The 21,261-nt window shown below is 62.1% G+C and carries 21 protein-coding genes; 13 read left to right on the top strand and 8 right to left on the bottom strand.

All coding sequences use genetic code 11. The annotated features are described in order from the left end of the window. Nucleotide 1: 1 nt before the first annotated feature. From NF676_RS03820 to NF676_RS03840, 5 genes are all read left to right on the top strand, one after another. Complete coding sequence (locus NF676_RS03820; RefSeq protein ID WP_041480663.1) at nucleotides 2–559, top strand: NUDIX hydrolase; 558 nt, start codon at nucleotides 2–4, stop codon at nucleotides 557–559. A 315-nt stretch (nucleotides 560–874) separates the two neighbouring features. Beyond that, on the top strand, nucleotides 875–1,246 hold the full coding sequence (locus tag NF676_RS03825; RefSeq protein ID WP_007914613.1) for a translation initiation factor Sui1: 372 nt from the start codon (nucleotides 875–877) through the stop codon (nucleotides 1,244–1,246). A gap of 220 nt (nucleotides 1,247–1,466) precedes the next feature. Beyond that, a complete protein-coding gene (gene speA / locus NF676_RS03830; protein ID WP_016771856.1) occupies nucleotides 1,467–3,380 on the top strand; it encodes an arginine decarboxylase in 1,914 nt (637 codons plus the stop codon). 233 nt (nucleotides 3,381–3,613) lie between these two features. After that, entirely contained in the window at nucleotides 3,614–4,960 is a 1,347-nt protein-coding gene (locus NF676_RS03835; RefSeq protein WP_252887259.1) for a type VI secretion system Vgr family protein, read from the top strand. Next, the gene (locus tag NF676_RS03840) at nucleotides 4,957–5,745 is read left to right on the top strand and encodes a DUF4123 domain-containing protein (protein ID WP_252868741.1); all 789 of its coding nucleotides are present in this window, start codon (nucleotides 4,957–4,959) and stop codon (nucleotides 5,743–5,745) included. The genes NF676_RS03835 and NF676_RS03840 overlap by 4 nt, the downstream gene beginning before the upstream one ends. A 7-nt stretch (nucleotides 5,746–5,752) precedes the next feature. Here NF676_RS03840 and NF676_RS03845 read toward each other — a convergent pair whose 3' ends face one another. Further along, the gene (locus NF676_RS03845) at nucleotides 5,753–7,102 is read right to left on the bottom strand and encodes an MATE family efflux transporter (RefSeq protein ID WP_252887260.1); all 1,350 of its coding nucleotides are present in this window, start codon (nucleotides 7,100–7,102) and stop codon (nucleotides 5,753–5,755) included. Between the two features lie 200 nt (nucleotides 7,103–7,302). After that, a complete protein-coding gene (locus NF676_RS03850; protein WP_039757018.1) occupies nucleotides 7,303–7,596 on the bottom strand; it encodes a hypothetical protein in 294 nt (97 codons plus the stop codon). A 245-nt stretch (nucleotides 7,597–7,841) separates the two neighbouring features. Here NF676_RS03850 and NF676_RS03855 point away from each other — a divergent pair, with 245 nt between their 5' ends. The 5 genes from NF676_RS03855 (at nucleotide 7,842) to NF676_RS03875 (ending at nucleotide 12,333) form a co-directional block, all read left to right on the top strand. Beyond that, the gene (locus NF676_RS03855) at nucleotides 7,842–8,144 is read left to right on the top strand and encodes a MazG-like family protein (RefSeq protein WP_016771852.1); all 303 of its coding nucleotides are present in this window, start codon (nucleotides 7,842–7,844) and stop codon (nucleotides 8,142–8,144) included. Then, nucleotides 8,144–8,893, top strand: coding sequence for a methyltransferase domain-containing protein (locus NF676_RS03860; RefSeq protein WP_252887261.1), 750 nt, complete (start codon nucleotides 8,144–8,146; stop codon nucleotides 8,891–8,893). Before NF676_RS03855 ends, NF676_RS03860 begins: the two co-directional genes overlap by 1 nt. Nucleotides 8,894–8,905: 12 nt before the next feature. After that, nucleotides 8,906–9,517, top strand: coding sequence for a DUF4136 domain-containing protein (locus NF676_RS03865; protein ID WP_252887262.1), 612 nt, complete (start codon nucleotides 8,906–8,908; stop codon nucleotides 9,515–9,517). A gap of 41 nt (nucleotides 9,518–9,558) precedes the next feature. Then, nucleotides 9,559–10,116: a DUF4136 domain-containing protein gene (locus NF676_RS03870; protein ID WP_041480657.1), complete on the top strand. Its 558-nt coding sequence runs from the start codon at nucleotides 9,559–9,561 to the stop codon at nucleotides 10,114–10,116. A 219-nt stretch (nucleotides 10,117–10,335) separates the two neighbouring features. After that, nucleotides 10,336–12,333, top strand: coding sequence for a pilus assembly protein TadG-related protein (locus tag NF676_RS03875; RefSeq protein WP_252887263.1), 1,998 nt, complete (start codon nucleotides 10,336–10,338; stop codon nucleotides 12,331–12,333). On the opposite strand, the gene NF676_RS03880 is transcribed toward NF676_RS03875, so the two are convergent. Both NF676_RS03880 and NF676_RS03885 read right to left on the bottom strand, forming a co-directional pair. Then, on the bottom strand, nucleotides 12,318–15,092 hold the full coding sequence (locus NF676_RS03880) for a PAS domain-containing sensor histidine kinase (protein ID WP_252887264.1): 2,775 nt from the start codon (nucleotides 15,090–15,092) through the stop codon (nucleotides 12,318–12,320). The genes NF676_RS03875 and NF676_RS03880 overlap by 16 nt on opposite strands. Next, complete coding sequence (locus NF676_RS03885; protein ID WP_024011435.1) at nucleotides 15,089–15,535, bottom strand: TadE/TadG family type IV pilus assembly protein; 447 nt, start codon at nucleotides 15,533–15,535, stop codon at nucleotides 15,089–15,091. The genes NF676_RS03880 and NF676_RS03885 overlap by 4 nt, the downstream gene beginning before the upstream one ends. A 75-nt stretch (nucleotides 15,536–15,610) precedes the next feature. On the opposite strand from NF676_RS03885, the gene NF676_RS03890 reads away from it, so the two are divergent. The 3 genes from NF676_RS03890 to NF676_RS03900 all read left to right on the top strand — a co-directional run bounded on the left by NF676_RS03890 (nucleotide 15,611) and on the right by NF676_RS03900 (nucleotide 18,335). After that, nucleotides 15,611–16,081, top strand: coding sequence for an A24 family peptidase (locus tag NF676_RS03890; protein WP_150638175.1), 471 nt, complete (start codon nucleotides 15,611–15,613; stop codon nucleotides 16,079–16,081). Between the two features lie 106 nt (nucleotides 16,082–16,187). After that, nucleotides 16,188–16,967, top strand: coding sequence for a response regulator (locus tag NF676_RS03895; protein ID WP_370695132.1), 780 nt, complete (start codon nucleotides 16,188–16,190; stop codon nucleotides 16,965–16,967). A gap of 1,005 nt (nucleotides 16,968–17,972) precedes the next feature. Beyond that, a complete protein-coding gene (locus NF676_RS03900) occupies nucleotides 17,973–18,335 on the top strand; it encodes a DUF6124 family protein (protein ID WP_252887265.1) in 363 nt (120 codons plus the stop codon). Nucleotides 18,336–18,445: 110 nt separating this feature from the next. Here the strand turns inward: NF676_RS03900 and NF676_RS03905 are convergent, their stop codons facing one another. Genes NF676_RS03905 through NF676_RS03920 form a run of 4 tightly spaced genes read right to left on the bottom strand, consistent with a single transcriptional unit; the run spans nucleotide 18,446 to nucleotide 21,244 of the window. Beyond that, on the bottom strand, nucleotides 18,446–18,718 hold the full coding sequence (locus tag NF676_RS03905; protein WP_252877374.1) for a DUF3613 domain-containing protein: 273 nt from the start codon (nucleotides 18,716–18,718) through the stop codon (nucleotides 18,446–18,448). A 9-nt stretch (nucleotides 18,719–18,727) separates the two neighbouring features. Continuing rightward, nucleotides 18,728–19,450, bottom strand: a complete 723-nt coding sequence (locus tag NF676_RS03910; protein ID WP_150741613.1) for a tetratricopeptide repeat protein — start codon at nucleotides 19,448–19,450, stop codon at nucleotides 18,728–18,730. A gap of 23 nt (nucleotides 19,451–19,473) precedes the next feature. After that, nucleotides 19,474–20,358, bottom strand: coding sequence for a type II secretion system F family protein (locus NF676_RS03915; protein ID WP_110647081.1), 885 nt, complete (start codon nucleotides 20,356–20,358; stop codon nucleotides 19,474–19,476). 1 nt (nucleotide 20,359) lies between these two features. After that, complete coding sequence (locus NF676_RS03920) at nucleotides 20,360–21,244, bottom strand: type II secretion system F family protein (RefSeq protein WP_095180898.1); 885 nt, start codon at nucleotides 21,242–21,244, stop codon at nucleotides 20,360–20,362. Nucleotides 21,245–21,261 lie beyond the last annotated feature (17 nt).

The following is a 21,261-nucleotide window of genomic DNA, read 5'->3' on the forward strand; positions in this document are numbered from 1 at the left end:
CGTGAGCCAGACTACAAGAGAGGCGGCCCATCGCGCCGCCTCGGACGCTGAACAGATCGCCTGGGTCGACGAACAGGACAACCTGCTCGGCGCTCTGGTGCGCTCAGATTTGCGTGAGCGCGGGCTGATTGGCCGTGGCACTTACATCATGCTGTTCAATTCCGCCGGTGAGCTGTGCGTGCACCGCCGTACGTTGAGCAAGGCGATTTATCCTGGTTACTGGGATGTTGCCGCAGGCGGCATGGTCCAGGCCGACGAAAGTTATGCCGAGTCGGCGGCGCGCGAGCTGGAAGAAGAGTTGGGCGTCAGCGGCGTCGAACTCACCGCTCACGATCACTTCTATTTCGAAGACACCGGCAACCGTCTGTGGTGTTCGGCATTTTCCGCTGTATGGGACGGGCCGCTGAAACTGCAGCCGGAAGAAGTCCTCGAAGCGCGATTCATCCCTGTCGAACAGGTCATGCGCGAAATCAGCGAAAAGCCTTATTGCCCGGACTCTCTGGCCGCGTTAAGGCGCTATCTCAAGGCGCAGCAAAGCAACGTCGCAAAGAACACATGAATTGGCGCCGATTGGCACTTAGCAATCGCGATTTTTGCCGTTACACTGCGCGACCTTTTCAAGCTGCACCGGATAGCTTGAGGTTGGCCTGCAGATTTACCGTAGGAGCTGCCGAAGGCTGCGATCTTTTGATCTTGCCGTTAAAGATCAGGATCAAAAGATCGCAGCCTCGTTGCACTCGTCAGCTCCTACAGATTCAGTCCAGCGTCCAAAGTTTTCCGATGCAGTAGCGCTGCCCCTGCCTGAGTGGGGCTTCGCGGTCGCTGACCTTGCCCAAGGTTGCGATCAGTCTTTGTCCTCCCGAGAGGATTGCCGGTGGCCAAGAAAGCCGCATCCTTCGCCGCCCTGGGCGGCCTGGTATTTTCCACCGACGCAGGTCGTCATTGCCCGGAATGCAGCAAGCCGGTGGACGCCTGTATCTGCAAACAAACCGTGATTCCGGCCGGTGACGGCATTGCCCGCGTGCGTCGCGAAAGCAAAGGGCGTGGCGGCAAGACGGTGACCACCATCACCGGCGTGCCTCTGGCCGAAGACGCGCTCAAGGAGCTGGCGACGACGTTGAAGAAACGTTGTGGCACCGGCGGGGCGTTGAAGGACGGCATCATCGAAATCCAGGGCGATCACGTCGAGCTACTCTTGGCAGAGCTGATCAAGCACGGTTTCAAAGCGAAGAAATCCGGCGGCTAGCAGCCTCTGTGAAACCCTCCGGCGGCTTGATCCGGCTTCGAGTGTTCTCGGATCCGGCGTCGTCGCCATGGTTTTCACAGAGCCTGTTCATGACCGGTTTCTAAACTCCACGCAGTCAGTGCGGTCTACCGCCGCACTGACGAACCGTCATTTTCATTCTTTAGACTGCGCCGGCCTGCACTTCAGGCGACGCACTCTGACTTCTTTATAGGGGACTTCGATGTCCGTACGACGCACACGTAAAGACGATGGCAGCCAATGGACAGTTGCGGACAGCCGCAGCGTTTACGGGATTCGCCATTGGGGGGCCGGGTATTTCGCGATCAATGAAGCCGGTCGCGTCGAAGTACGTCCGAACGGCCCGAGCAGCTCGCCTATCGATCTGTTCGAGCAAGTCGACCAACTGCGCAAGAGCGGTTTGTCCTTGCCGCTGCTGGTGCGGTTCCCCGACATCCTGCAAGACCGTGTCCGTCAGTTGACCGGTGCTTTCGATTCAAACATCGAGCGCCTGGAATACCAGAGCAAATACACCGCGCTGTACCCGATCAAGGTCAACCAGCAGGAAGCGGTGATCGAGAACATCATCGCCACGCAGAACGTTTCCATCGGTCTGGAAGCCGGCTCCAAGCCTGAGCTGCTGGCGGTGCTGGCGCTGGCGCCGAAGGGCGGCACCATCGTCTGCAACGGTTACAAGGACCGCGAGTTCATCCGTCTGGCGCTGATGGGCCAGAAGCTCGGCCACAACGTGTTCATCGTCATCGAGAAAGAATCCGAAGTCGGCCTGGTGATCGAAGAAGCCGCCTCGCTGAAGGTCAAGCCGCAGGTGGGTCTGCGCGTGCGCCTGTCGTCGCTGGCCTCGTCGAAATGGGCGGACACCGGTGGCGAAAAATCCAAATTCGGTCTGTCGGCGGCGCAACTGCTGTCGGTGGTCGAACGCTTCCGTGGCGCCGGCCTCGATCAGGGCATCCGCCTGCTGCACTTTCACATGGGGTCGCAGATCGCCAACCTCGCTGACTATCAGCACGGCTTCAAGGAAGCGATCCGTTATTACGGCGAATTGCGCAACCTCGGTCTGCCGGTCGATCACATCGACGTCGGCGGCGGCCTCGGTGTCGACTACGACGGCACGCATTCGCGCAACGCCAGTTCGATCAACTACGACATGGACGATTACGCCGGTGTCGTGGTCGGCATGCTCAAGGAATTCTGCGACGCGCAGAGTCTGCCGCATCCGCACATCTTCTCCGAGAGTGGCCGTTCGCTGACTGCGCACCACGCAATGCTGGTTGTGCAGGTCACCGACGTCGAGAAACACAACGACGAAATCCCGCTGATCGAAAACAAGGAAAGCCTGCCGGAAACCGTGCAGTGGCTGGTCGATCTGCTCGGCCCGACCGACATCGAAATGGTCACCGAAACCTACTGGCGCGCCACCCACTACATGAGCGACGTGGCCGCGCAGTACGCCGACGGCAAGCTGACCCTGGCGGAAAAAGCCCTGGCCGAGCAGTGCTACTTCGCCGTGTGCCGTCGCTTGCACAACTCGCTGAAAGCGCGTCAGCGTTCGCACCGCCAAGTGCTCGACGAACTCAACGACAAGCTGGCCGACAAGTACATCTGCAACTTCTCGGTGTTCCAGAGCCTGCCGGACACCTGGGCGATCGATCAGGTGTTGCCGATCATCCCGCTGCATCGCCTCGACGAAGAGCCGCTGCGCCGCGCGGTGCTGCAGGATCTGACCTGCGACTCCGACGGCAAGATCAACCAGTACGTCGACGAGCAGAGCATCGAAACCAGCCTGCCGGTGCACGCGTTGAATGAAGGCGAAGATTACCTGCTGGGCGTGTTCCTGGTCGGTGCCTATCAGGAAATCCTCGGCGACATGCACAACCTGTTCGGTGACACCGACTCGGTGAACATCTACCAGAACGCCGATGGCAGCGTGTACCACGCTGGTATCGAGACCCACGACACCATCGAAGATATGCTGCGTTACGTGCACTTGTCGCCGGAAGAACTGATGACGCACTACCGCGACAAGTGCGCCAGTGCCCGCATCAGTGCCAGCGAGCGCACGCAGTTCCTCGATGCCTTGCGTCTGGGCCTGACCCGCTCCTCCTATCTGTCTTCCTGAGACCCGATAGCGTTCCGCCCGGGTTGTCCGATTTTTTTCCGCAAGCTGTGGAAAATTCGGATAACCCGGTGGGACATCTCCTGATTTTTTCACGAAAACCTGTGCGATCACGGTCAGCAAACTCATCTGGTCTGCTTTTCGCGTAGGTCATTTCCTAAGTTGTACTTCGCCTCTCTACTCGGCCATGCCTCTCGGCGAGAATCCCCGGCCGCCCCTCCTGTAGAGATCCGCCCATGTTCGATCCAGTCAACGAGCCGTCGTTTCGTCTCGATGTAGCGGGCCTGTCCGACCCCTTCGAAGTTCTCGCCTTTACCGGAAGGGAAGCGCTCAGCGAACCCTTTGCCTTCGAGATCGATGTGGTGATCGACGATCCGCATCTGGATCTTGCCAGCCTGCTGCATCGTTCTGCGTTCCTGTGCTTCGGCTCGCCCGGCCAGGGTGTGCACGGGCAGTTGCACAGCCTTGTCCAGCACGAGCATGGCCATGGCTTGCGTTTGTGTCGAGTACGTCTCGGGCCGAGGCTCGACTGCCTCGACCTGCGTTTGAGTCAGCGCATCTTCAGTGGCCGCTGCGTGCCGCAGATCATCGAACAGGTTCTGCGCGAGCATGGCATCGTCGGCTTGCAACGACGTTTCGACCTGCATAGCGACTACCCGACCCGCACCTTCTGCACGCAATACCGCGAATCCGATCTGCAACTGCTCCAGCGCCTGTGCGCAGAGGCGCGCATTCACTATTACTTCGAGCATCACCGCGACAGGCACTGCCTGGTGTTCGGCGACGATCCGACGCGAATGCCCCATGCAGACGTCGCGCCCTATCAGGCCGAGCATGACCAGCGTGGCGTCGCTCCAGCCGTCCGCCAATGGCAACTGCACGAAGACTCGCAGGCCAGCCAGCGAGGCCCCAGTGCCGAAGGCCACAGCGATCTGCCCGCCTTGCGCAGCGGTCAGTGGTTGCCCCTGGACGACCATCCTTTCATCGAATGCAACCGCCCATGGTTGCTGACCCGCATCGAGCACCGTGCCGATCAGTCTCTCGAACCGCCCTATTGCAATCGCCTGTTCGCGGCCGCGCGGGTACCCGTCTGTGCGCCTGCCGCTGCGCAGTCCAAGCAGCGCATGCACAGCCTGCAGCGAGCCTGGGTGGTCACCGTCGATGAGCCGCAGCCGGATTGCTCGCGGCCGGTGGCGGTGCAATTCGACTGGCTTTATCAGGGCGAAGGGGCTTCGCCGAGTCATTGCTGGCTGCCCCTCGCGCCTGACTTGAACGAGCTGCCCTCGGCGGCACTCGCTGATGGTGTGGAAGTGGTGGTGAGTTTTCTTGAGGGCGACCCCGATCAGCCGGTGGTCAGTGGCGTGCTCCAGCCCTCAGTGTTGCCAGAGGCTGCGGTCGAGGACGATGATCCGGTATCGCTCCCAGAACTGCTGGTGAGCGATGGGTTGCAGCAACTGTTGCAGTCTGGCGAGCCGTTGCTGCTGCTGTGCCTGATGCCGGGCGGTGGCAGCTTCAACCACTGCGCCGAGTCCGTGTGCAGTTGCCGGCTGCTCACCGCGCTCGATCAGAGCAGCGCACGATGAGCGGCGCGGCGCTTGAGCCCATGGCGCAATGGCTGTTGCTCGACACCCCGGACGCGGCACGCGCCCTGCTGACCTTGCGCCAGGGCTTTGCCGATGTGCAGCGGCACCGATTGTTTGACGGCACCGAATTTCAACCGGTCAGCGAGCACGGCCCGGTCCTCGTCGACTTGCGCGAGAGTCCGGCATTGACCGCCTTGTGCCTGCGCGATCCGGACACCTGGCGTGGCCTGTTGCTGAGCTGCGAGATACCGGCGCAGCAGCTGCTCAGCCACTTGCAGCGCATGCTTACCGTCTCGTTCGGTTTGAATCACCGGGCCTTGCTCAGCTATTACAACCGTCAGACCGCCAGCTATTTCTTCGACGCCTGCGACGCCGCGCAACTGAGTCGCTGGCTCGGGCCAATCCGCCAGTTGCGCTGGTTTGGCGGCACCTGGGCCGACCGCGCCATTGGCAGTCAGGGCTGGCAACAGCTGCGCAATCCCGGCCTGCTCGTCGAACCTTTGGGCATCGAAGAAAGCCTGACCCGGCGCCAGCGCGAGCGCTTGCAAACCTGTCTGCTGGAGCAGCACATCTGGCGCTGGTGCCAGTCTCTGAGCGTTGATTACCAGACGATCGCTGTGCATGTGCAACAAGGTCTGGCGCTGGGTTTCAGCGATCGTGCTGTGCTGGATGGCTGGCTGTGGCTGCGCCTGCTCAATCCGCGCGCCGTGCTGGTTGTGCCGCCGGCCGGATTGACGCAGCCGGAACGGCTCGACTTCCTGCGTCGGCAGTGGGGCGCGGGCTGACTGTCCGTCAGTGAGCCTTGCCGCTGAACCAGCCATCGCGGCGTTTCAGCCACAGGGCTTGCGCGCCAAGGGTCACGCTGCGCAAGACCATGAACAGCAGAAAAGATATCCACAGGCCGTGATTGCCCAACGCTTGCAAGAGCCAGGCGAACGGCAGGAGCAACAACACCGTCAGCAGCATGCCGTTGCGCATTTCCCGCGCGCGGGTAGCGCCGATGAACAGGCCGTCGAGCAGGTAACTCCACACCGCAATCAGCGGCAGCACGGCGAGGTAGGGCAGGTAGACGAACGCCGTCTCGCGCACGCTCTGAATATCGGTCTGCATCTCGATGAACAGGTGCCCCGCCAGCAGAAACAGCACGGCAAACCCGAGGCTGGCGATCAGCGACCAGCCGCCGGCCACCACCAGCGATCGACGCAATGCCAGGCGATCCCGCGCGCCAATGGCATGGCCGCACAAGGCTTCGACTGCGTGGGCCAGGCCATCCAGTGCGTGGGCCGTCAGCAGCAGGCCGTTGAGCAGCAGCGCGTTGGCCGCTACGGTCGCATCGCCGAGCCGTGCGCCCTGCACGGTGATCAGGAAAAACACCGATTGCAGGGCGAGGCTGCGGATGAAAATGTCACGGTTGACAGCCAGCAGCGGCCGCCAGCTCTGCCAGACTCTCAGCGCCGACCAGATGATCTGCCCCGGATAGGCGCGCAATGCCGTGCGCGTCAGCCACAGGCCGAGCAGGGCGCCGCTCCATTCGGCGATTACCGAAGCCCGCGCCGAGCCGACCACGCCCCAGTCCAGGCCAATCACAAACCACAGGTTGAGCACGATGTTGATCAGGTTGGTGCTCAGCAGAATCGCCAGCGGCGCTCGGGCGTTCTGCGTGCCGAGGAACCAGCCGACCAGCGCATACGTCGCCAGCGCGGCGGGCAGGCCAAACAGGCGCGTGTGGAAAAACTCCCGGGTCAGCTGATCCAGCTCCGCCGACGGCTGCATGAAGTGCAGAGCGACGCCGCTGAGCGGCACGCCAAGAGTGCCGAGCACGACGGCCAGCCCCATTGCCAGCAGCAGGCCCTGCAAGAGAATCTGCCGCAACGCCGCGCCATCGCTGCGCCCGGCAGCCTGGGCGGCAAATCCGGTGGTGCCCATGCGCAGAAAACCCATCGCCCAGGCAAGAAACGTGTACAGACTGGCGCCGACCGCCACCGCGCCCAATTGATGGGCATGGGGCAAGTGACCGATGACAGTGCTGTCGACCAGCGCCACCAGCGGCACGGAAATATTGGAAAGAATCATCGGCGCGGCGAGCGCCCAGACCTTGCGGTGAGTCGGGCGGTCGCGCCAGTCGGTAATCAGTGAGGACATGCAGGCTCCTTGGGGGAGCGGGGATTGTAGCGGCAGAAACACCCTCACCCCAGCCCTCTCCCAGAGGGAGAGGGGGCCAATCTTCGTCGTTCTCAAGCGTGAGTTCGACTCGATATTCCAGGTCGGTGGAGAATTTCAAAGCAACGCGGTCAGCTCCCTCTCCCTCTGGGAGAGGGCTGGGGTGAGGGGCTTTTGAAGCGCTAGTGAATAATCCAGCTCAACAACCACAACCCCAGCAGCAACCAGATGATCCCGGCAATGATCGACGCGTTCATGAACGCCCGGATCGCCGACCACAGCAGCATCAGGCCAACGATCAGGGCGATGATGCTGATGATCGAGGTGTCCATCCCCAGCGTTTGCGCCAGGCCGTCGACAAAGTTGCCGCCGGCATTGCTGAGCATATTGAACAGGCCGCTGAGGCCATCGACGATAAAGCGGATGACCGAACCGAGTGCCTGGCCTAGCCATTCGAAAAAGCTTTCTACACGCATGTGTGCATCCCTGATGAAAGAGCTGAGCCTTGGGCCACGCCGAGGGCGGCCGAGTTCCCTGCATGATAGAAGGTTTGCCCGGATCATGTGTGGGAGCGAGCCTGCTCGCGAAGGGGGCGTGTCAGGCAAATCCGGTCTGGATGATCCATCGCTTTCGCGAGCAGGCTCGCTCCCACAATAGATCATCTGCGCTGCTTGCCTTCAGCCCGCATCCCCCCGAAGCTATGCGTCTTCAGGAGAGCCCGATGAACCTTGTTGAACTGACCGAACGCCTGCATGCCATTCGCGACCGCAATGACTGGCGGCAATTTCACAGCCCGAAAAACCTCGCCATGGCCGCCAGCGTGGAAATGGCCGAGCTGGTGGAAATCTTCCAGTGGCTGACAGAAGACCAGTCGCGCCAGTTGCCGGCGGACAAGCTCGCCCACGCCGGGCAGGAAGTCGGCGATATCGTCCTGTATCTGTTGCTGCTGTGCAGCGAACTGGGTCTGGACATGAATGAAGTGGTGCGCGCCAAGCTCGCCGACAGCGAACGGCGGTTCAGCTGATGAGCGACCGTCATTTCGATCAGTTGGCCACGCGCTTCGCGGAAAAAATCTACGGCGGCGCCAAAGGCGCGATTCGCCTCGCGGTGTTGCAGGCCGACCTGAGCGAGGCCTTGCCGGATCGGCCGCTGCGGGTGCTGGATATCGGCGGGGGCCTTGGGCACATGTCGCTGTGGCTGGCCGAGCGCGGCCATGACGTCACCTTCACCGAGCCGGCGGAACCGATGCTCGAAGGCGCGCGCCAGCGTTTTGCCGAAGCCGGACACACCGCGACATTCATTCAGGCGCCGTGGCAGGAACTGCCCGGTCAGCTCACCGAGACCTACGATCTGGTGATCTGCCACGCCGTGCTGGAATGGCTCGCCGAGCCCCACGCGATCCTGCCGGTGCTGCACCAGTTGACCAAGCCCGGCGGCTGGCTGTCGCTGGCCTTCTACAACCGTGACGCGCTGATTTATCGCAATCTGCTCAAGGGCCATTTCAAGAAAATGCGCAAGAACGTCATGGCCGGCGAGAAGCAGAGCCTGACCCCGCAGCAGCCTCTCGACCCACGGGAATTGGCAACGCAACTCGCCGGTATATGGCAGGTCGAAAGTCAGAGCGGCGTACGGGTATTTCACGATTACATGCCGGTGGAATTCCAGGCCCGCGCCGAACTGGCGGACCTGCTGGAAATGGAACTCGCGCACCGTCGTCACCCAGGCTTCGCCGGGCTTGGGCGTTACTTGCACTGGATCTGCCGGCCGATCTGAGCGGAGCGCGACATGAAAGCTCAATGCGGGTTATTGCTGATAAGTCTGGGGTTGGCCGCTTGCCAGGGCAGCAACCCCTACGTGGCCCTGTCACGGCCGTTGCCGCCGGCACCGCCGCAAGCCGCCACCACCTTCGACCGCAGCGCCTACCCGGCGCCGCCGCGGGATTACGGACGCTACCGCAATTGGGCTTGGCGCAACGGGCAGTTGCCGCCGGGCACGGCGTGGGCCGACTCGGCGCAGGTGGCCGAGGCGGTCAGCAATGCTCTCGACCAGCGCGGCTTGCGGCCGATGCGCGACAACCGCCCGGCGGACCTGCTGGTCAGCGCCGATCTGCGTCTGGAAACCCGTTTGCGCCAGGTTCGCGACGACTACGGCTACTACGGCGGATACGGCGGCTATGATCGTTATGGTCGCGGTTACGGCATGTACAACAGCGTGCCGATCGTGCGCACCTATCAAGAGCAGGTCGTGGTGGTGCGGGTCGATCTGTTCGATGCCGGCAATGGTCAGCCGGTGTGGAGCGCCAGCGCCGAAACCGGCACCCAGGGCAATCAGATCGAACGCGCCGATGCGATCCGCGAGGCTGTGGAAAAAGCCATGGCGGCGTATCCTCCCAGCTGACGTCGTGTCAGCAGGTTCATGTCTTCACCCGGAGAAAAATCATGTTCCGCCGTCTCGCTCTACTCGCTGTTGCCGCGCTGCTCAGTGCCTGCGCCGCCAATCAGGTCAATCACGATTTCGACGCCAGCCGCGACTTTGCCGCGTATCGCAGCTGGAGTTGGAAAGACCCGGCCCTGCAATATCGCCCCGATGATCCGCGCATCAAAAGTGACCTGACCGAACAGCGCATCCGCCAGGCGGTGTCCGATCAACTCGATCAGCGCGGTTTGCGCCCGGCCGCTGGCGGTGGCAAGGGTGATCTGAGCGTGCAGACCTACCTGATCGTCGAGGACCGGCAGCAGCAAGTGACGACCAATTACGGCGGCGGTTGGGGCGGCCCGTGGAACGGCTACTGGGGCGCGCCGATGTACAACGAAACGCGCAACATCACCTACAAGGTCGCGACCATTCAGATCGACCTGCTCGACGGCAAGGACGGCAAACTGGTCTGGCGTGGCAGCGATGAGCAAATGCTCAGCAACCGCCCGAATCCGGCTGACCGCAGCAATGCCATTCGCGAGACCGTCGCACGGATTCTGGCCAACTATCCACCGCGTTGAACCGCTCTGAACCGTCCCTGTGGGAGCGAGCCTGCTCGCGAAGGCGGTGTGTCATTCAGCATTGAATCCTCTGGCACGACGCTTTCGCGAGCAGGCTCGCTCCCACCGTGGCGGTGGTGACAGGAATGGCGCCACGCCAGCACTCTCGACCGACCGCGTCTACACTCATTTTCACCAACGGAGGTAGCGCTCGGCACTGCGCCGGCAAAGGAGTGCGCCATGTCGCGAGGATCGCAAGGCAACGGCCCGGCCCGGCAACGCGGGGCGATCGGCTTGATGGCAGCCGCCACCCTGAGTCTGGCGCTGGTGATGATGTTGCTGGTGGTCGACAGCGGTCGCTTGTACATGGAACAGCGCAAATTGCAGCGGGTCGTCGATACCGCCGCCCTCGAAGCGGTCAGTCGCGGCGGCAATTGCCTGCCCGGGCTGACCGCCGCCAGTTATGCCGGGCAAAGTGCGCTGCGCAATGGTTACGTGGTGGACGCCGCCAATACGCTCGTCACCACTTGCGGCACGCTGGCCACCGCTGCCAGCGGTTTGCGCAGTTTCACCGTCGATGCCACGCAATCAAGCGCAGTCAAAGTCGCCGCCAGTCGTACGGTCACCAGCAGTTTTGCTGGTGGTGTGCAGGCGCTGTTCAGCGCCACGCCGGTCAGCCTCAATACCACCCTCAATGCATCGGCAGTCGCGGCCAAACCGCAGCCGACCATCGCCCAACTGAATATCCGCAGCACCCTCGCCAGCATCGACACGGCGCAGTCGAACATCCTCAATCCGCTGTTTTCCGGGTTGCTCGGCGGCAACGTCAACCTCACGGCGTTGGGCTGGGACGGTTTGCTGCACACCGATATCAACCTGCTCAAATACCTCGATCAACTGGCCATCGACCTCAACGTCGGCGCCGGCAATTACACGCAGTTGCTCAATACCCAAGCGACCGTGACGCAACTGATTCAGGCAGCGGCGACGGTGGTGCAGCTCAACGGCGCAACCGCGCAAGTGGTCACCGCGCTGGGCCAGTTGCAGGTCGCCGCGATCAACGCGGCGCCGGTCAGACTCGGCGAGATCCTGCAACTGCAGACCGGCACTACGGCGGCGGGGCTGGATGCCAATCTGCAATTGCTGCAACTGGTGCAGGGCGTGGTGCAACTGGCCAACAGCAAGAGCGCGGTGGCGGCGACCTTGCCGGTCAACGTGCTGGGGCTGGCCGGTGTCACGGTGCGGGTCAAGGTGATCGAGCCGCCGCAGTTCTCGGCGATTGGCGACCCAGCGCGGGCCAAGGCCGATCCGTTGGGGCCGGACCGGATTTATGTGCGCACGGCGCAGGTTCGCACGCTGCTGTCGGTGAATCTGCCGGTGCTCTCGGGGGTGACGGGGCTGACCAATGCGGTGCTGGGCCTGGTCGGTACGCTGACGCCGACGCTCAATGCACTGTTGAGCCTGAATCTGGTGGACACGCTCAATTCAGTGTTCTGCCTGTTGGGTGCCGGCTGCCAACAGCTCGATCCGAAGCTGCTGCCCTCACCGCAAATCGACATTGCGCTGGATGCCGGCGGGGCGAAAAGCTATGTCACCGATTACCGCTGTCCGACCGGCGATACCGACAGCAAAAGCCTGACTGCCGCCACCACGACTTCTCTGGCTGATCTCAAACTCGGCAAGATAGATCCCGTCGCGGCGTTCTCTTCAGTCGCCGAACCAACGGTGGCGCCGCTGCCGCTGGTCGATCTCGGCATCATCACCTGCCACAAGATTCTCGGCATCGGCAGCTGCGATGCCGCCTCCCACGTGCAATACGGCGCGGGCGGCATCGCCCTCAAACTCGACACCAGCGTCGCGCAGACCACGCAGAATCTGCTGTTCTCCAGCACCACACCCTTCGCCACCCCGGCCAATCTGAAACTGCCGCCGAGCCTGCTGCCGGCCGCGCCGACCAGCAACATCGTCGGCAGCCTGGCGAACACCCTGTCGGGCATCAACCTGATCGTCTACAAACCCGTGGGCAGCAACCCGCTGGGCGCTGTCGTCACCGGTGTGGCTTCGTTGATCAGCGACGTCAGCAACCGCTTGTTGCCAGTGGTCACCGGTTTGATCAGTCCCTTGCTCGACCCGTTGTTGAACAATTTGCTCAAAGGCCTGGGCATCAATCTGATGAACACCGAGGTGGGCGCCAACATGACCTGCGGGCAGACCGGCAAGGCTTATCTGGTGATCTGATCGTCGCTGGCGATCGGCAATTCGATGCAGAATCGTGCGCCCTCCGTGGAGTTGCGCACGCTCAATTGCCCGCCCATGTTGGCGATGATGCCGTAGCTCACCGACAGGCCCAGGCCGGTGCCGACGCCGATCGGCTTGGTGGTGAAGAACGGCTCGAAGATCCGCTCCAGCAAACGCGGATCGATACCGCCGCCATTGTCCTCGACCCACAAGCGCACGCTTTCCTCGTCACGTTCGGCGTAGATTGAAATCCACGGTTTGAATGCCGGGTCGTGCTCGTGCTCGTGCTCGCGCTTGCCGAGCAGGGCGTCACGGGCGTTGACCATCAGGTTGATCAGCACCTGCTCCAGTTGATCGACGTAGCCGCGCACCTGCGCCTCGAAGGCAGTTTCGCTGATGCGCAGATCGACACCTTTGCCGCGCATGCCTTCGGCCAGCAGTGACAAGGTGCCTTCGATGGCTTGGGCCGGGTTGAACAATTGTTGTTCGATTTCCGAGCGGCGACCGAACACACGCATGTGGTCGACCACCTTCGCTGCGCGTTGAACCTGAGCGTCGATACGGTTGAGTTTGTCGGTCAGGTAATCGACCTGTACATCACCGTTGCCGAGGCGCTTGAGCACGTTGACGATGGCCATGCGCATCACGTTCAGCGGCTGATTGATTTCGTGGGCGAGGCCGGTGGCCATTTCGCCGAGGGTGGCCATTTTCGCGCTTTGCGTGAGTTGTTGTTGCGAGCGGCGCACCTCGGTGTTGTCGCGGCCCACCGCTTGCACTTCGATCAACTGGCCGCGCTCGTCGAACACGCCGCGATCCGACCACACCCACCAGGCGTGTTCGCGTCCGGGCAATTGCAGGCTGATTTCGGCGGTGCTCACTGGCTGTTCCGGGGTCAGTTGGCTCAGGCGCTGCACAAACGCGCCGCGCTGTTCTTCGGACATCCAGCCACCCAGATCAACGCCGGGCAGTTGTTCCGGGGTGCATTCCAGATAAGTCGCCAAGGGTCGGTTGCCAAAGATCAGCGTCAGGTCCGGGCGATAACGGCAGATCATCGCCGGCGAATCCTCTACCAGAATCCGGTAGCGCTCCTCGCTCTGCCGCACCTGCTCGGCGGCAAGCGTCGCGTCGGTGACATCCAGCCACAGGCCCACCGCCTCGACCGGCAGCCCGAGATCATTGCGCAGCAGTTTTGCCTCATCGAGCAGCCAGTGATACTCGCCACGGTTGTCGCGCAGGCGATAACGCGCACGCACCGAGCCTTCGCGCAGCAACTGGCGGTTGCGCTGGAAATACAGTTCGCGGTCGTCGGGGTGCACGCGCTCGACCAGCGCTGTCGTGTCGCAATCTTCCAGCGTCCAGCCCAGCAAGGGTTGCAGGCTGGCGCTGAAAAACGCCGGGATCAGCGCGCCTTCTGCGTAGCGCTGCACGTAGATCACCGCCGGCGAACTGGCGATCAGATTGTCCAGCCGCGCATGGGCGGCAGCGGCGCGCTGTTGTTGATTCTGGATGTCGCTGATGTCGAGCATGAATCCGACCAGACGCCGATGCTCACCGGTGCCGCTGACCTGACCCTGAATCCGATACCACGTCGCTGCTGCGCCGACCTCCGCGTGGTGCAGACGCACGCTCAGGGTCAGCGCCTCGCCCTGCCATTGCAGGGCGCGCAAACGGCTGCGCAATTCGTCGCGGTCGGCGGGATGAAACAGCGACAGCCAGTCCTCTACCGGCAGCAGGCGATCGCTGAGATTCAGTGCCGAGGCCAGCGTCGGCGCCAGCGCAATCTGCTCTTCGGCACTGATTTCCCACCAGCCAGTGCCGAGCAGGTTTTGCAGGGAATCAAGACGCTCCATCGATTGCACATGGCGCTGCTCGCGCAAGCGGCTGAGCAGCGGTCCGGCCAGCGCACCGGCTAGGGTCAGCCAGTCGCGATCGGTCAGCCATGGCGCCACGTTGTCGACCGTATAAAACCCACAGAGCAGCCACGCGACCACGCCCTGGTCATTGCTGTAGGGCACGGCGAAACCGTTGGCGTTGCCGAACGTGGCCTGCAATCGCGAATGTTCATAGCGGCCCTGCGGGCCGGCGAGGCGTTGCGGCGCGCTGCCGTTGAGGCTGTCCAGCGGCGTGCCCAATGGCTGGCCGTCCTCCCACAATTGTGGAGCGTCATGGCCACGAAACTGTTGATGAATCTGCCAGCCCTGGGCCTGTTCATCGAGCAGCGCCACGGCGAGGCAGGGGACGTGCCAGCGCTGGGCGATGGCCTGCAATTGTTCGCCGAGCACCATCGGCAAACGCGTCAGGCTGCAGGTGCGCAGGCGATCGCTGACTTGCGCGGCGAGGGCCTGGCAGGCGTCGCGGTCGCGCGCTTGCTGACGTTCGAGCAACAGGTCGGCGATGTCGAGCAGCTGCAATCGCCAGCCATCCTCCAGCGGCTGCACCCAGCCGCGCAGGTGCAGCGGCTGATCATTCAGGCCGGTGAAATCCAGATCGAGCAATTGCCCGTGCCAGTCCCGCGGCTGGCCTTCGACGCTCAGCAGGCTATGCGGCAGCAGATAGGCGCGAAGCGGCAGCGGCTGACCCTGAGGTTTGTGCTGGGCGAGCAAATGCCGCAGCGGGCCGGCGATCTGCAACACATCGCCGTTGCCATCCAGATAAAAATGCAGGCCGATCGGCGGCGCGCCGAGGTGGTCCGGCAAGTCGTGGGCTGCGACGGGGGCGCGCTTGAGCAAGCGCCCGAAAAGCTTATCGCCGGCGGTCAAAATTGCAGGCTCGAGCGGGCGGTGAGATGCGTGGGCAGATTAGGCACCGTGCCGATCCCGGGCAGCACCAGAAACGGCATGATCTGATTGAGCTTGCTCACCGGGTAATTGACGCTGACGGTCAGGGTGCCGGTCCCCGCGTCGTAAGCCGCACTGGTGTCGGTGCCGACCACCAGATTCAAGGCCGAGGGCAGCCATTGCAGTTGTTGGGTCAGCGCAGCATTGGCGGTGTTGACCACCACCGTCGAATAGTTCGGCGTGGTCGGGTCCACCGCAACGCTGCGGCGCACCGCCTCAGCGGTGGCCTGGTTGAACGATTGCATCATCACGAAGGGCAGGCCGTAGCTGACCAGCCCGTAAAACACTGCGAAAAAGATGATGAACACCAAGGCGAATTCGATCGCCACCGCACCTTTTTGCGACCTGCGAAAGCCGTTTTTCATGCGTGCGTCTACCCTGACAGTCACTGCGTAGTATCAGCATAGAATCAATCAAGCAAAACGGACGGCTTTCAGCGGATGCAGATTTCCCTTGTTCTGATCTGGCTGGCGATCTGCGCCGCGCAAGATGCCCGGCAGCGGCGAATTTCCAACGCATTGACGTTAGGCGTGGGCGCGCTGGCGCTGGTCTGGTTGCTGGCGACCGGCAGCACCTGGCTGGGTGCCGACGCGGGGCAGGGCGGCTGGGCCTGCCTGATCGCTTTGCTGCTGACGCTGCCCGGTTATTTCATGGGCCGCATGGGCGCTGGTGATGTGAAATTAATGACAGCCCTGGGTCTTGCGACGAACGGCATATTCGTTCTTGGCGCGTTTATCGGCGCGGGCGTGGCCAGCGTGCTGTGGCTGCTGCTCGCGCCAAAAGTCTGGCCTCATATGGCTCAAGGGCTTAGAGCGCATCTGCGGCATCTGGCCCCGGACAAGTCAAAAAAGCTGCCATTTGCGCCGTTCGTGTGGGTAGGGGTAGTGCTTTCGCTGTACTGGATCACCTGATCGCGGGGTGCCACTAGTCCTATGTACATAGTCGGAAAGTGGGTCTACTTTCAATTCAGGCGAATACGCCACCAAAGTGCAGGAATCGTCAGCGTTGGCCGAGCAAATGGAGTGGTTCGTGAACAAGCCTAATTCGGTAAAAATCCTCGTGGTCGATGATCAGCCGCTGATCGTCGAAGAACTCTGTGAGTTTCTCGAGAGCAGTGGCTACCGTTGCGTGCCGTGCGACTCAAGCCTTGAAGCCATCGAGCTGTTCAGGGCGGACCCGGACATCGGTCTGGTGCTGAGTGATTTGCACATGCCGGACATGGACGGCATCGAGTTGATCCAGGCTTTGCAGCGGCTGGCCGGCAAGCAGCGGGTGTTCGAGGCGATCATGCTCACCGGGCGCGCTGACAAGCAGGATGTGATCAAGGCCTTGCGTGCGGGGATTGCCGATTACTATCAGAAGCCGATTGATCTGGCTGAGTTGCTCGAGGGGGTGCAGCGTCAGGAGCTGGCTTTGCAGGAACGGCAGAAGAATCTGCATCTGGGTCATCTGAATCAGAAGTTGCAGTTCTTGTCCGAGTCGATCGATGACCTTTATCAGGATCTGGACAAGGTGCGGCGCTCGCCCGTGCCGGTGGTGAGTGATGGTGAGCCTGAGTCCGTGGAGATGCCGGCGGTGTTCAGTCAGTTGTCGCCCCGGCAGTTGGATGTGGCGCGGCTGGTGGGCAAGGGGCAGACCAATTATCAGATTGCCTGTGAGTTGGGGATTACCGAGAACACGGTGAAGCTGTATGTGTCGCAGGTGTTGCGGTTGACGCATATGCATAATCGGACGCAGTTGGCTTTGGCCCTTTCGCCCGTTGGATCTGCTGGGCGGCAGCGGGTTACTGCGCATTGACTTGGCGGCCTTTGGGCCGACCATGCTTTGGGTGGTTGGGGTGAATATCCGTTTTTTTGGTGTCGCTGATTACGGTTCCGCCCTTACGGCGGGTCACTTTTGGCAAACGCCCCAAAAGTAACCAAAAGGGCTTCGCCCTGACGTTCGGCCCGCTCGCTGGGGCTCGGGGTTCCTTCGCTCCGGGATCGATCCTGGCGCAGCGGCTCCGGTTTGCTCCGCTGCACCTACACTCGCTGTGTACGACTGCGTCGTACGGTCGCTGCGCTCCCACGCCCGGATCAATCCCTCCACTCAGCCTGCCGACGGGCTCCCAGATCAAGATCAAAAGCTACTCGAGCTTGCGCTCATTGTTTTGAGTGGTGAAAAGCATGCGGTGTCTGGCTTTTGTTTTGCGCTGGATTCGCCCCTCACCCCAGCCCTCTCCCGAGGGAGAGGGAGCCGATTTGTGGGTTGTTCAAAATTTGTGTTCGACTCGGTTTTTCAGGTCGGTGTACTTCGCCCAAACAACTCGGTCTGTCACCTCTCCCTCTGGGAGAGGGCTAGGGTGAGGGTGCTTTTGATCTGCTTCAAAATCTGCATTCGACTCGGTATTTCAGGTCGGTGTACTTCGCCCAAACAACTCGGTCGGTCCCCTCTCCCTCTGGGAGAGGGCTAGGGTGAGGGTGCTTTTGGTTTTGATTGTTTAAATCTGTGTGTGATTTGCCAGAACCTTCCCAGAAGGTTTTCAGGTTGTCCGTCGGACGTCGGGTCACTAGTCTCTGGCTGTCGTCGAATCTTCGGCGATCGGGTGTGAGAACCCTGCTACTTATGGTCATCCAGTATCTGTGCACGCATAATCGCCGCCAGCTTGTCCGCTGTCTGCAATGTGTCATGGCGGCTGTGTGCGGGCAGACTTCGGTCTGGCCGGGTGTCCATAACCGGTATTCTCACCCCGCATACAGTTGCCACCTTTTGCCCCGTGAGAATGGCATTGGGTCGCACCGCAGATTTTGGAGAGCCGTTTTAATGGACAAACTGATCCCAGACCCACCCCCATCCCCCACCACCCCGCTCGAAGACGCCATGCGCGCCGACGATCTTGTGAAAAACCGCGAAGCGATAAAACGCGCGCTCGATTTCTATCTCTGCCCCGAACCCGCAAAACCGCACCCGCCCAGCGCGCTGTTCATGGTGGTGCCCAATGTCGATACCGAAAGCTTGTTGGCGCATGCCTGTGAGTCGCTGGCGTCAGCGAGTGCGATGGCGAGTAATTTCGCTGGCGAGTTGAGCGGGTTTCAGCGCAGCACGGCGTTGGCGATTCAGCAGATTGTCATGCTGGCCGAGCTAGCCGTGAATCGGGCGCTGGATCGGGTTGATCCGCAGACCTGACCTGCGACCGCGTTATCGTTCTTCGCGAGCAGGCTCGCTCCCACCGAAAGCACGCGGTCGACTGTGGGAGCGAGCCTGCTCGCGAAGGGGCCTTCAAGGGCACCACCAAACTAATTCTTGCTCTCGATCTTCCCGCCCGCATCCGGATCATAAAAATCCGGGATCTCGTACTGGTATTTCTTCAGCCAGCGCCGCATCGCCAGTTCGCGTTCGGTGGCTGTTGCACTCTGAGGTTTGGGGGAGGCGGCTTTGTTGCGGCTTTGCAGGACCAGCCAGCCTTCGGTTTCTTGCTGCTGCGCAGAAGCAGGGCCGGCGTCGATGGCTTGGGCGCTGAGGGGCAGGGTGAGCAGGGTCAGGTAGCACAGGCCTTTGCGGATGGTCATGGCTGTCTCCTATTCGAGCGTCGGCGGTAGCGGGTCGATGAAGGCGGCGACGCGGTCGCCGGGTGTGGCTTTGGCGTTGGCCGGGGCTTTGAGTTTTTCTGCGCGTTGCTGCGCTTCGGTGAATTGTTCCGGGGTCAGTTTCGAGCGGCTGACGATTTCCGCGGCTTGCGGCCAGTCGTTCTGGTAGAGCAGCAGGGTGACCATGTTCAGCGTCGCCAGTTGATTGTTCTGGCTCAGTTCGATGGCGGTGAGGAATTCGAATTTCGCTTCGTTGAGGCGCAGTTGGTTGAGGTAGACCACGCCGAGGTCATTGCGGATTTTCTCGTCAGTGGGTGCCAGGCGTGCTGCGCGTTGCAGGTGGGCCTGGGCCTGGCCGTTGTCGCCGCGGGCGGCGTAGACCTGGCCGAGGCCGTGTTCGGCCTGGGCGGTGAGGCAGCCGCCGAGCAGGCTGCGGTAGAGCGGCTCGGCTTCGCTGCGGCCGAGCAGGCGATAAACCTTGGCTTTGCGCAGGCGCACTTCGCTGAGGTTGTCCGGCAGGCTTTGCAGGTTGGCGAGGCTGGCGTGGAGCTTGCCGTCGCTGGCCAGGTCATCGGCGAGGTTCAGCGACAGTTCCTGCTCCGACGTGAGTTTGCTGCAGCTGGACGGCGACAGCAGCGAGGTCCACGGCGCCTGGCCATCCGTGGCGCAGCCGCTGAGCAGCAACAGACTTGCCATAACTATCAGTACTTTCATCAAACGCTCTCCATGAGCCAAGGTCAGTTTGCGAAGGCGCGGGCAATGGCGGTGAAACCCGGGCCGGCCAGTACGATGAGCAGGGCCGGAAACAGAAACAGCATCATGACCACCGACATCTTCGCCGACATTTTCGAGATGTATTCCTGCAGCCGGGTCAGGCGTCGGTCATCGAGTAATTGCTTGAGCGCCAGCAGTGATTTCATCGCGCCGCCGCCCTGGTGGATCAGTTGCTGGAGGATCACGCAGGTGTCGGTGAATTCGTCCACCGCGAGCATCACCGCCGTCTTGTTCAGCTCCTGCCCCAGCTCCAGACCCGAGTCGACGCGGCTGAGGATCAGGCGCAGTTCGCTGGTCAGCTCCGGCAGCAGTTTCTGCGCTTCGACGCTGAGCACGCGCAACGCTTGTTCCACGGCCATGCCGGATTCGAAGAGGATGCGCAGCAGCGGAATGAATGTGGAAATTTCCACGGCGATGGTTTTCTGCCGGCGGGCGGCGGCGTAGGCGAGCAGGCGTTTGGGCAAGAGATAGCCGCCGCCCGCAGCGAACATCGGCGCCATCCAGCGGTGGCTGGTCTGCGGGAAAAACACTTCCTGCAAAAAGATCGCCAGCCCCAGAGCGAGCAGCGGCGTGCCGATCTGGCAGGCGGCGAAGAGCGCGCGTTCGTTGGCGCGGCGCCAGCCGAGGCGGCCGAGCAGGGTCTGGGTTTCGCTGTCGATGCTCACCGAGCCCCGGCCGAAACGGCTGTTGCCCAGCGCGCGCAGCCAGTGGCCGAAACGGTTCTCCCGGACCAATTGACCGTGCAAGCGCTGATGCACCTGTCGCACGCGGCGGCGCTCGGTGAGCAGGTGATTGCCCAGCAATAACAGCGAACCGAGGAGCAACAGCAACGCCGCGAGCCAGACCATCTCAAACGCTCCGCAACATGCGCCACAGCGCCAGACTGCCCAGCACCTGCAACACGGCGGCGCTGAGCAGCATGGTCTGGCCGCTTTCGTCGTGCCACATGCCGAGCATGTAGCCGGGGTTGGTGAGCATGAAGTAACTGACCAGAATCAAAGGCAGCAAACCGAGCACCCAAGCGGTCATGCGCGTTTCCCCGGTCAGCGCGCGCAACTGCCGCGCGCCCTGGTCGCGCTCGCGGATCAGTTTGATCAGGTTCTCCAGCAGCTCACTGGCGTTGCCGCCGTAGCGGTGGTTGACCTTCAGGCCGAGGGCGAACATGCGCAGTTCGTCCTGCTCGTAGAGTTCGGCAAAATCGCTGACGGCGTCAGGCAAGTTCACCCCCAGTTGCACGTTGCGCTGTACCCGGCCCATGGCCGCTTTCAAAGGGGCTTCACTGGCTTCGATGGCGCCCAGGACTGCATCGCTGAGGGTGCGCCCGGACTTGAGGCTGCGCACGGTGTGGTCGAGCAGTTGCGGCAGTTGTTCGATCATGCGACGGATCCGTTGTCGGTAGCGAATGGCGATGTACAACCGCAACGCCACGGGCGGGACGAGCAACATGATCAGCAGGCCGACCCAACTGGCGAGCAGAAATCCCAGGCCCATTGCCGCTGCCCACAGGCTCAGCCACAGACCGAAACGCTCGCTCGGCCGACCCAGTCCAGCACGTAAAAACATCCGTTCCAGTCCCACCCACCTGGCCTGCTCGACGGCCAGCTGCGGTTGTCCGGCGGCGAGTCGATTGAGGACTTTTTCCTTCGCGGTCTTGCGCAGCCCTTTCAGGAACAGATAGATCGACAGCCCCAGCAGCATCAGGCAAATGGCGATGAGAATGATCGGTCCCAGCATCTGCGTGCTCCTCGCCG

Origin of the sequence: Pseudomonas siliginis (genome assembly GCF_024072275.1) — a bacterium.
Lineage (GTDB): Bacteria > Pseudomonadota > Gammaproteobacteria > Pseudomonadales > Pseudomonadaceae > Aquipseudomonas > Aquipseudomonas siliginis.

Coding starts and splice junctions, on each gene's coding strand:
- speA (WP_016771856.1), top strand. CDS start 1,467: ATGTCCGTACGACGCACACGTAAAGACGATGGCAGCCAATGGACAGTT.
- NF676_RS03835 (WP_252887259.1), top strand. CDS start 3,614: ATGTTCGATCCAGTCAACGAGCCGTCGTTTCGTCTCGATGTAGCGGGC.
- NF676_RS03840 (WP_252868741.1), top strand. CDS start 4,957: ATGAGCGGCGCGGCGCTTGAGCCCATGGCGCAATGGCTGTTGCTCGAC.
- NF676_RS03845 (WP_252887260.1), bottom strand. CDS start 7,102: ATGTCCTCACTGATTACCGACTGGCGCGACCGCCCGACTCACCGCAAG.
- NF676_RS03850 (WP_039757018.1), bottom strand. CDS start 7,596: ATGCGTGTAGAAAGCTTTTTCGAATGGCTAGGCCAGGCACTCGGTTCG.
- NF676_RS03855 (WP_016771852.1), top strand. CDS start 7,842: ATGAACCTTGTTGAACTGACCGAACGCCTGCATGCCATTCGCGACCGC.
- NF676_RS03860 (WP_252887261.1), top strand. CDS start 8,144: ATGAGCGACCGTCATTTCGATCAGTTGGCCACGCGCTTCGCGGAAAAA.
- NF676_RS03865 (WP_252887262.1), top strand. CDS start 8,906: ATGAAAGCTCAATGCGGGTTATTGCTGATAAGTCTGGGGTTGGCCGCT.
- NF676_RS03870 (WP_041480657.1), top strand. CDS start 9,559: ATGTTCCGCCGTCTCGCTCTACTCGCTGTTGCCGCGCTGCTCAGTGCC.
- NF676_RS03875 (WP_252887263.1), top strand. CDS start 10,336: ATGTCGCGAGGATCGCAAGGCAACGGCCCGGCCCGGCAACGCGGGGCG.
- NF676_RS03885 (WP_024011435.1), bottom strand. CDS start 15,535: ATGAAAAACGGCTTTCGCAGGTCGCAAAAAGGTGCGGTGGCGATCGAA.
- NF676_RS03890 (WP_150638175.1), top strand. CDS start 15,611: ATGCAGATTTCCCTTGTTCTGATCTGGCTGGCGATCTGCGCCGCGCAA.
- NF676_RS03895 (WP_370695132.1), top strand. CDS start 16,188: ATGGAGTGGTTCGTGAACAAGCCTAATTCGGTAAAAATCCTCGTGGTC.
- NF676_RS03900 (WP_252887265.1), top strand. CDS start 17,973: ATGGACAAACTGATCCCAGACCCACCCCCATCCCCCACCACCCCGCTC.
- NF676_RS03905 (WP_252877374.1), bottom strand. CDS start 18,718: ATGACCATCCGCAAAGGCCTGTGCTACCTGACCCTGCTCACCCTGCCC.
- NF676_RS03910 (WP_150741613.1), bottom strand. CDS start 19,450: ATGAAAGTACTGATAGTTATGGCAAGTCTGTTGCTGCTCAGCGGCTGC.
- NF676_RS03915 (WP_110647081.1), bottom strand. CDS start 20,358: ATGGTCTGGCTCGCGGCGTTGCTGTTGCTCCTCGGTTCGCTGTTATTG.
- NF676_RS03920 (WP_095180898.1), bottom strand. CDS start 21,244: ATGCTGGGACCGATCATTCTCATCGCCATTTGCCTGATGCTGCTGGGG.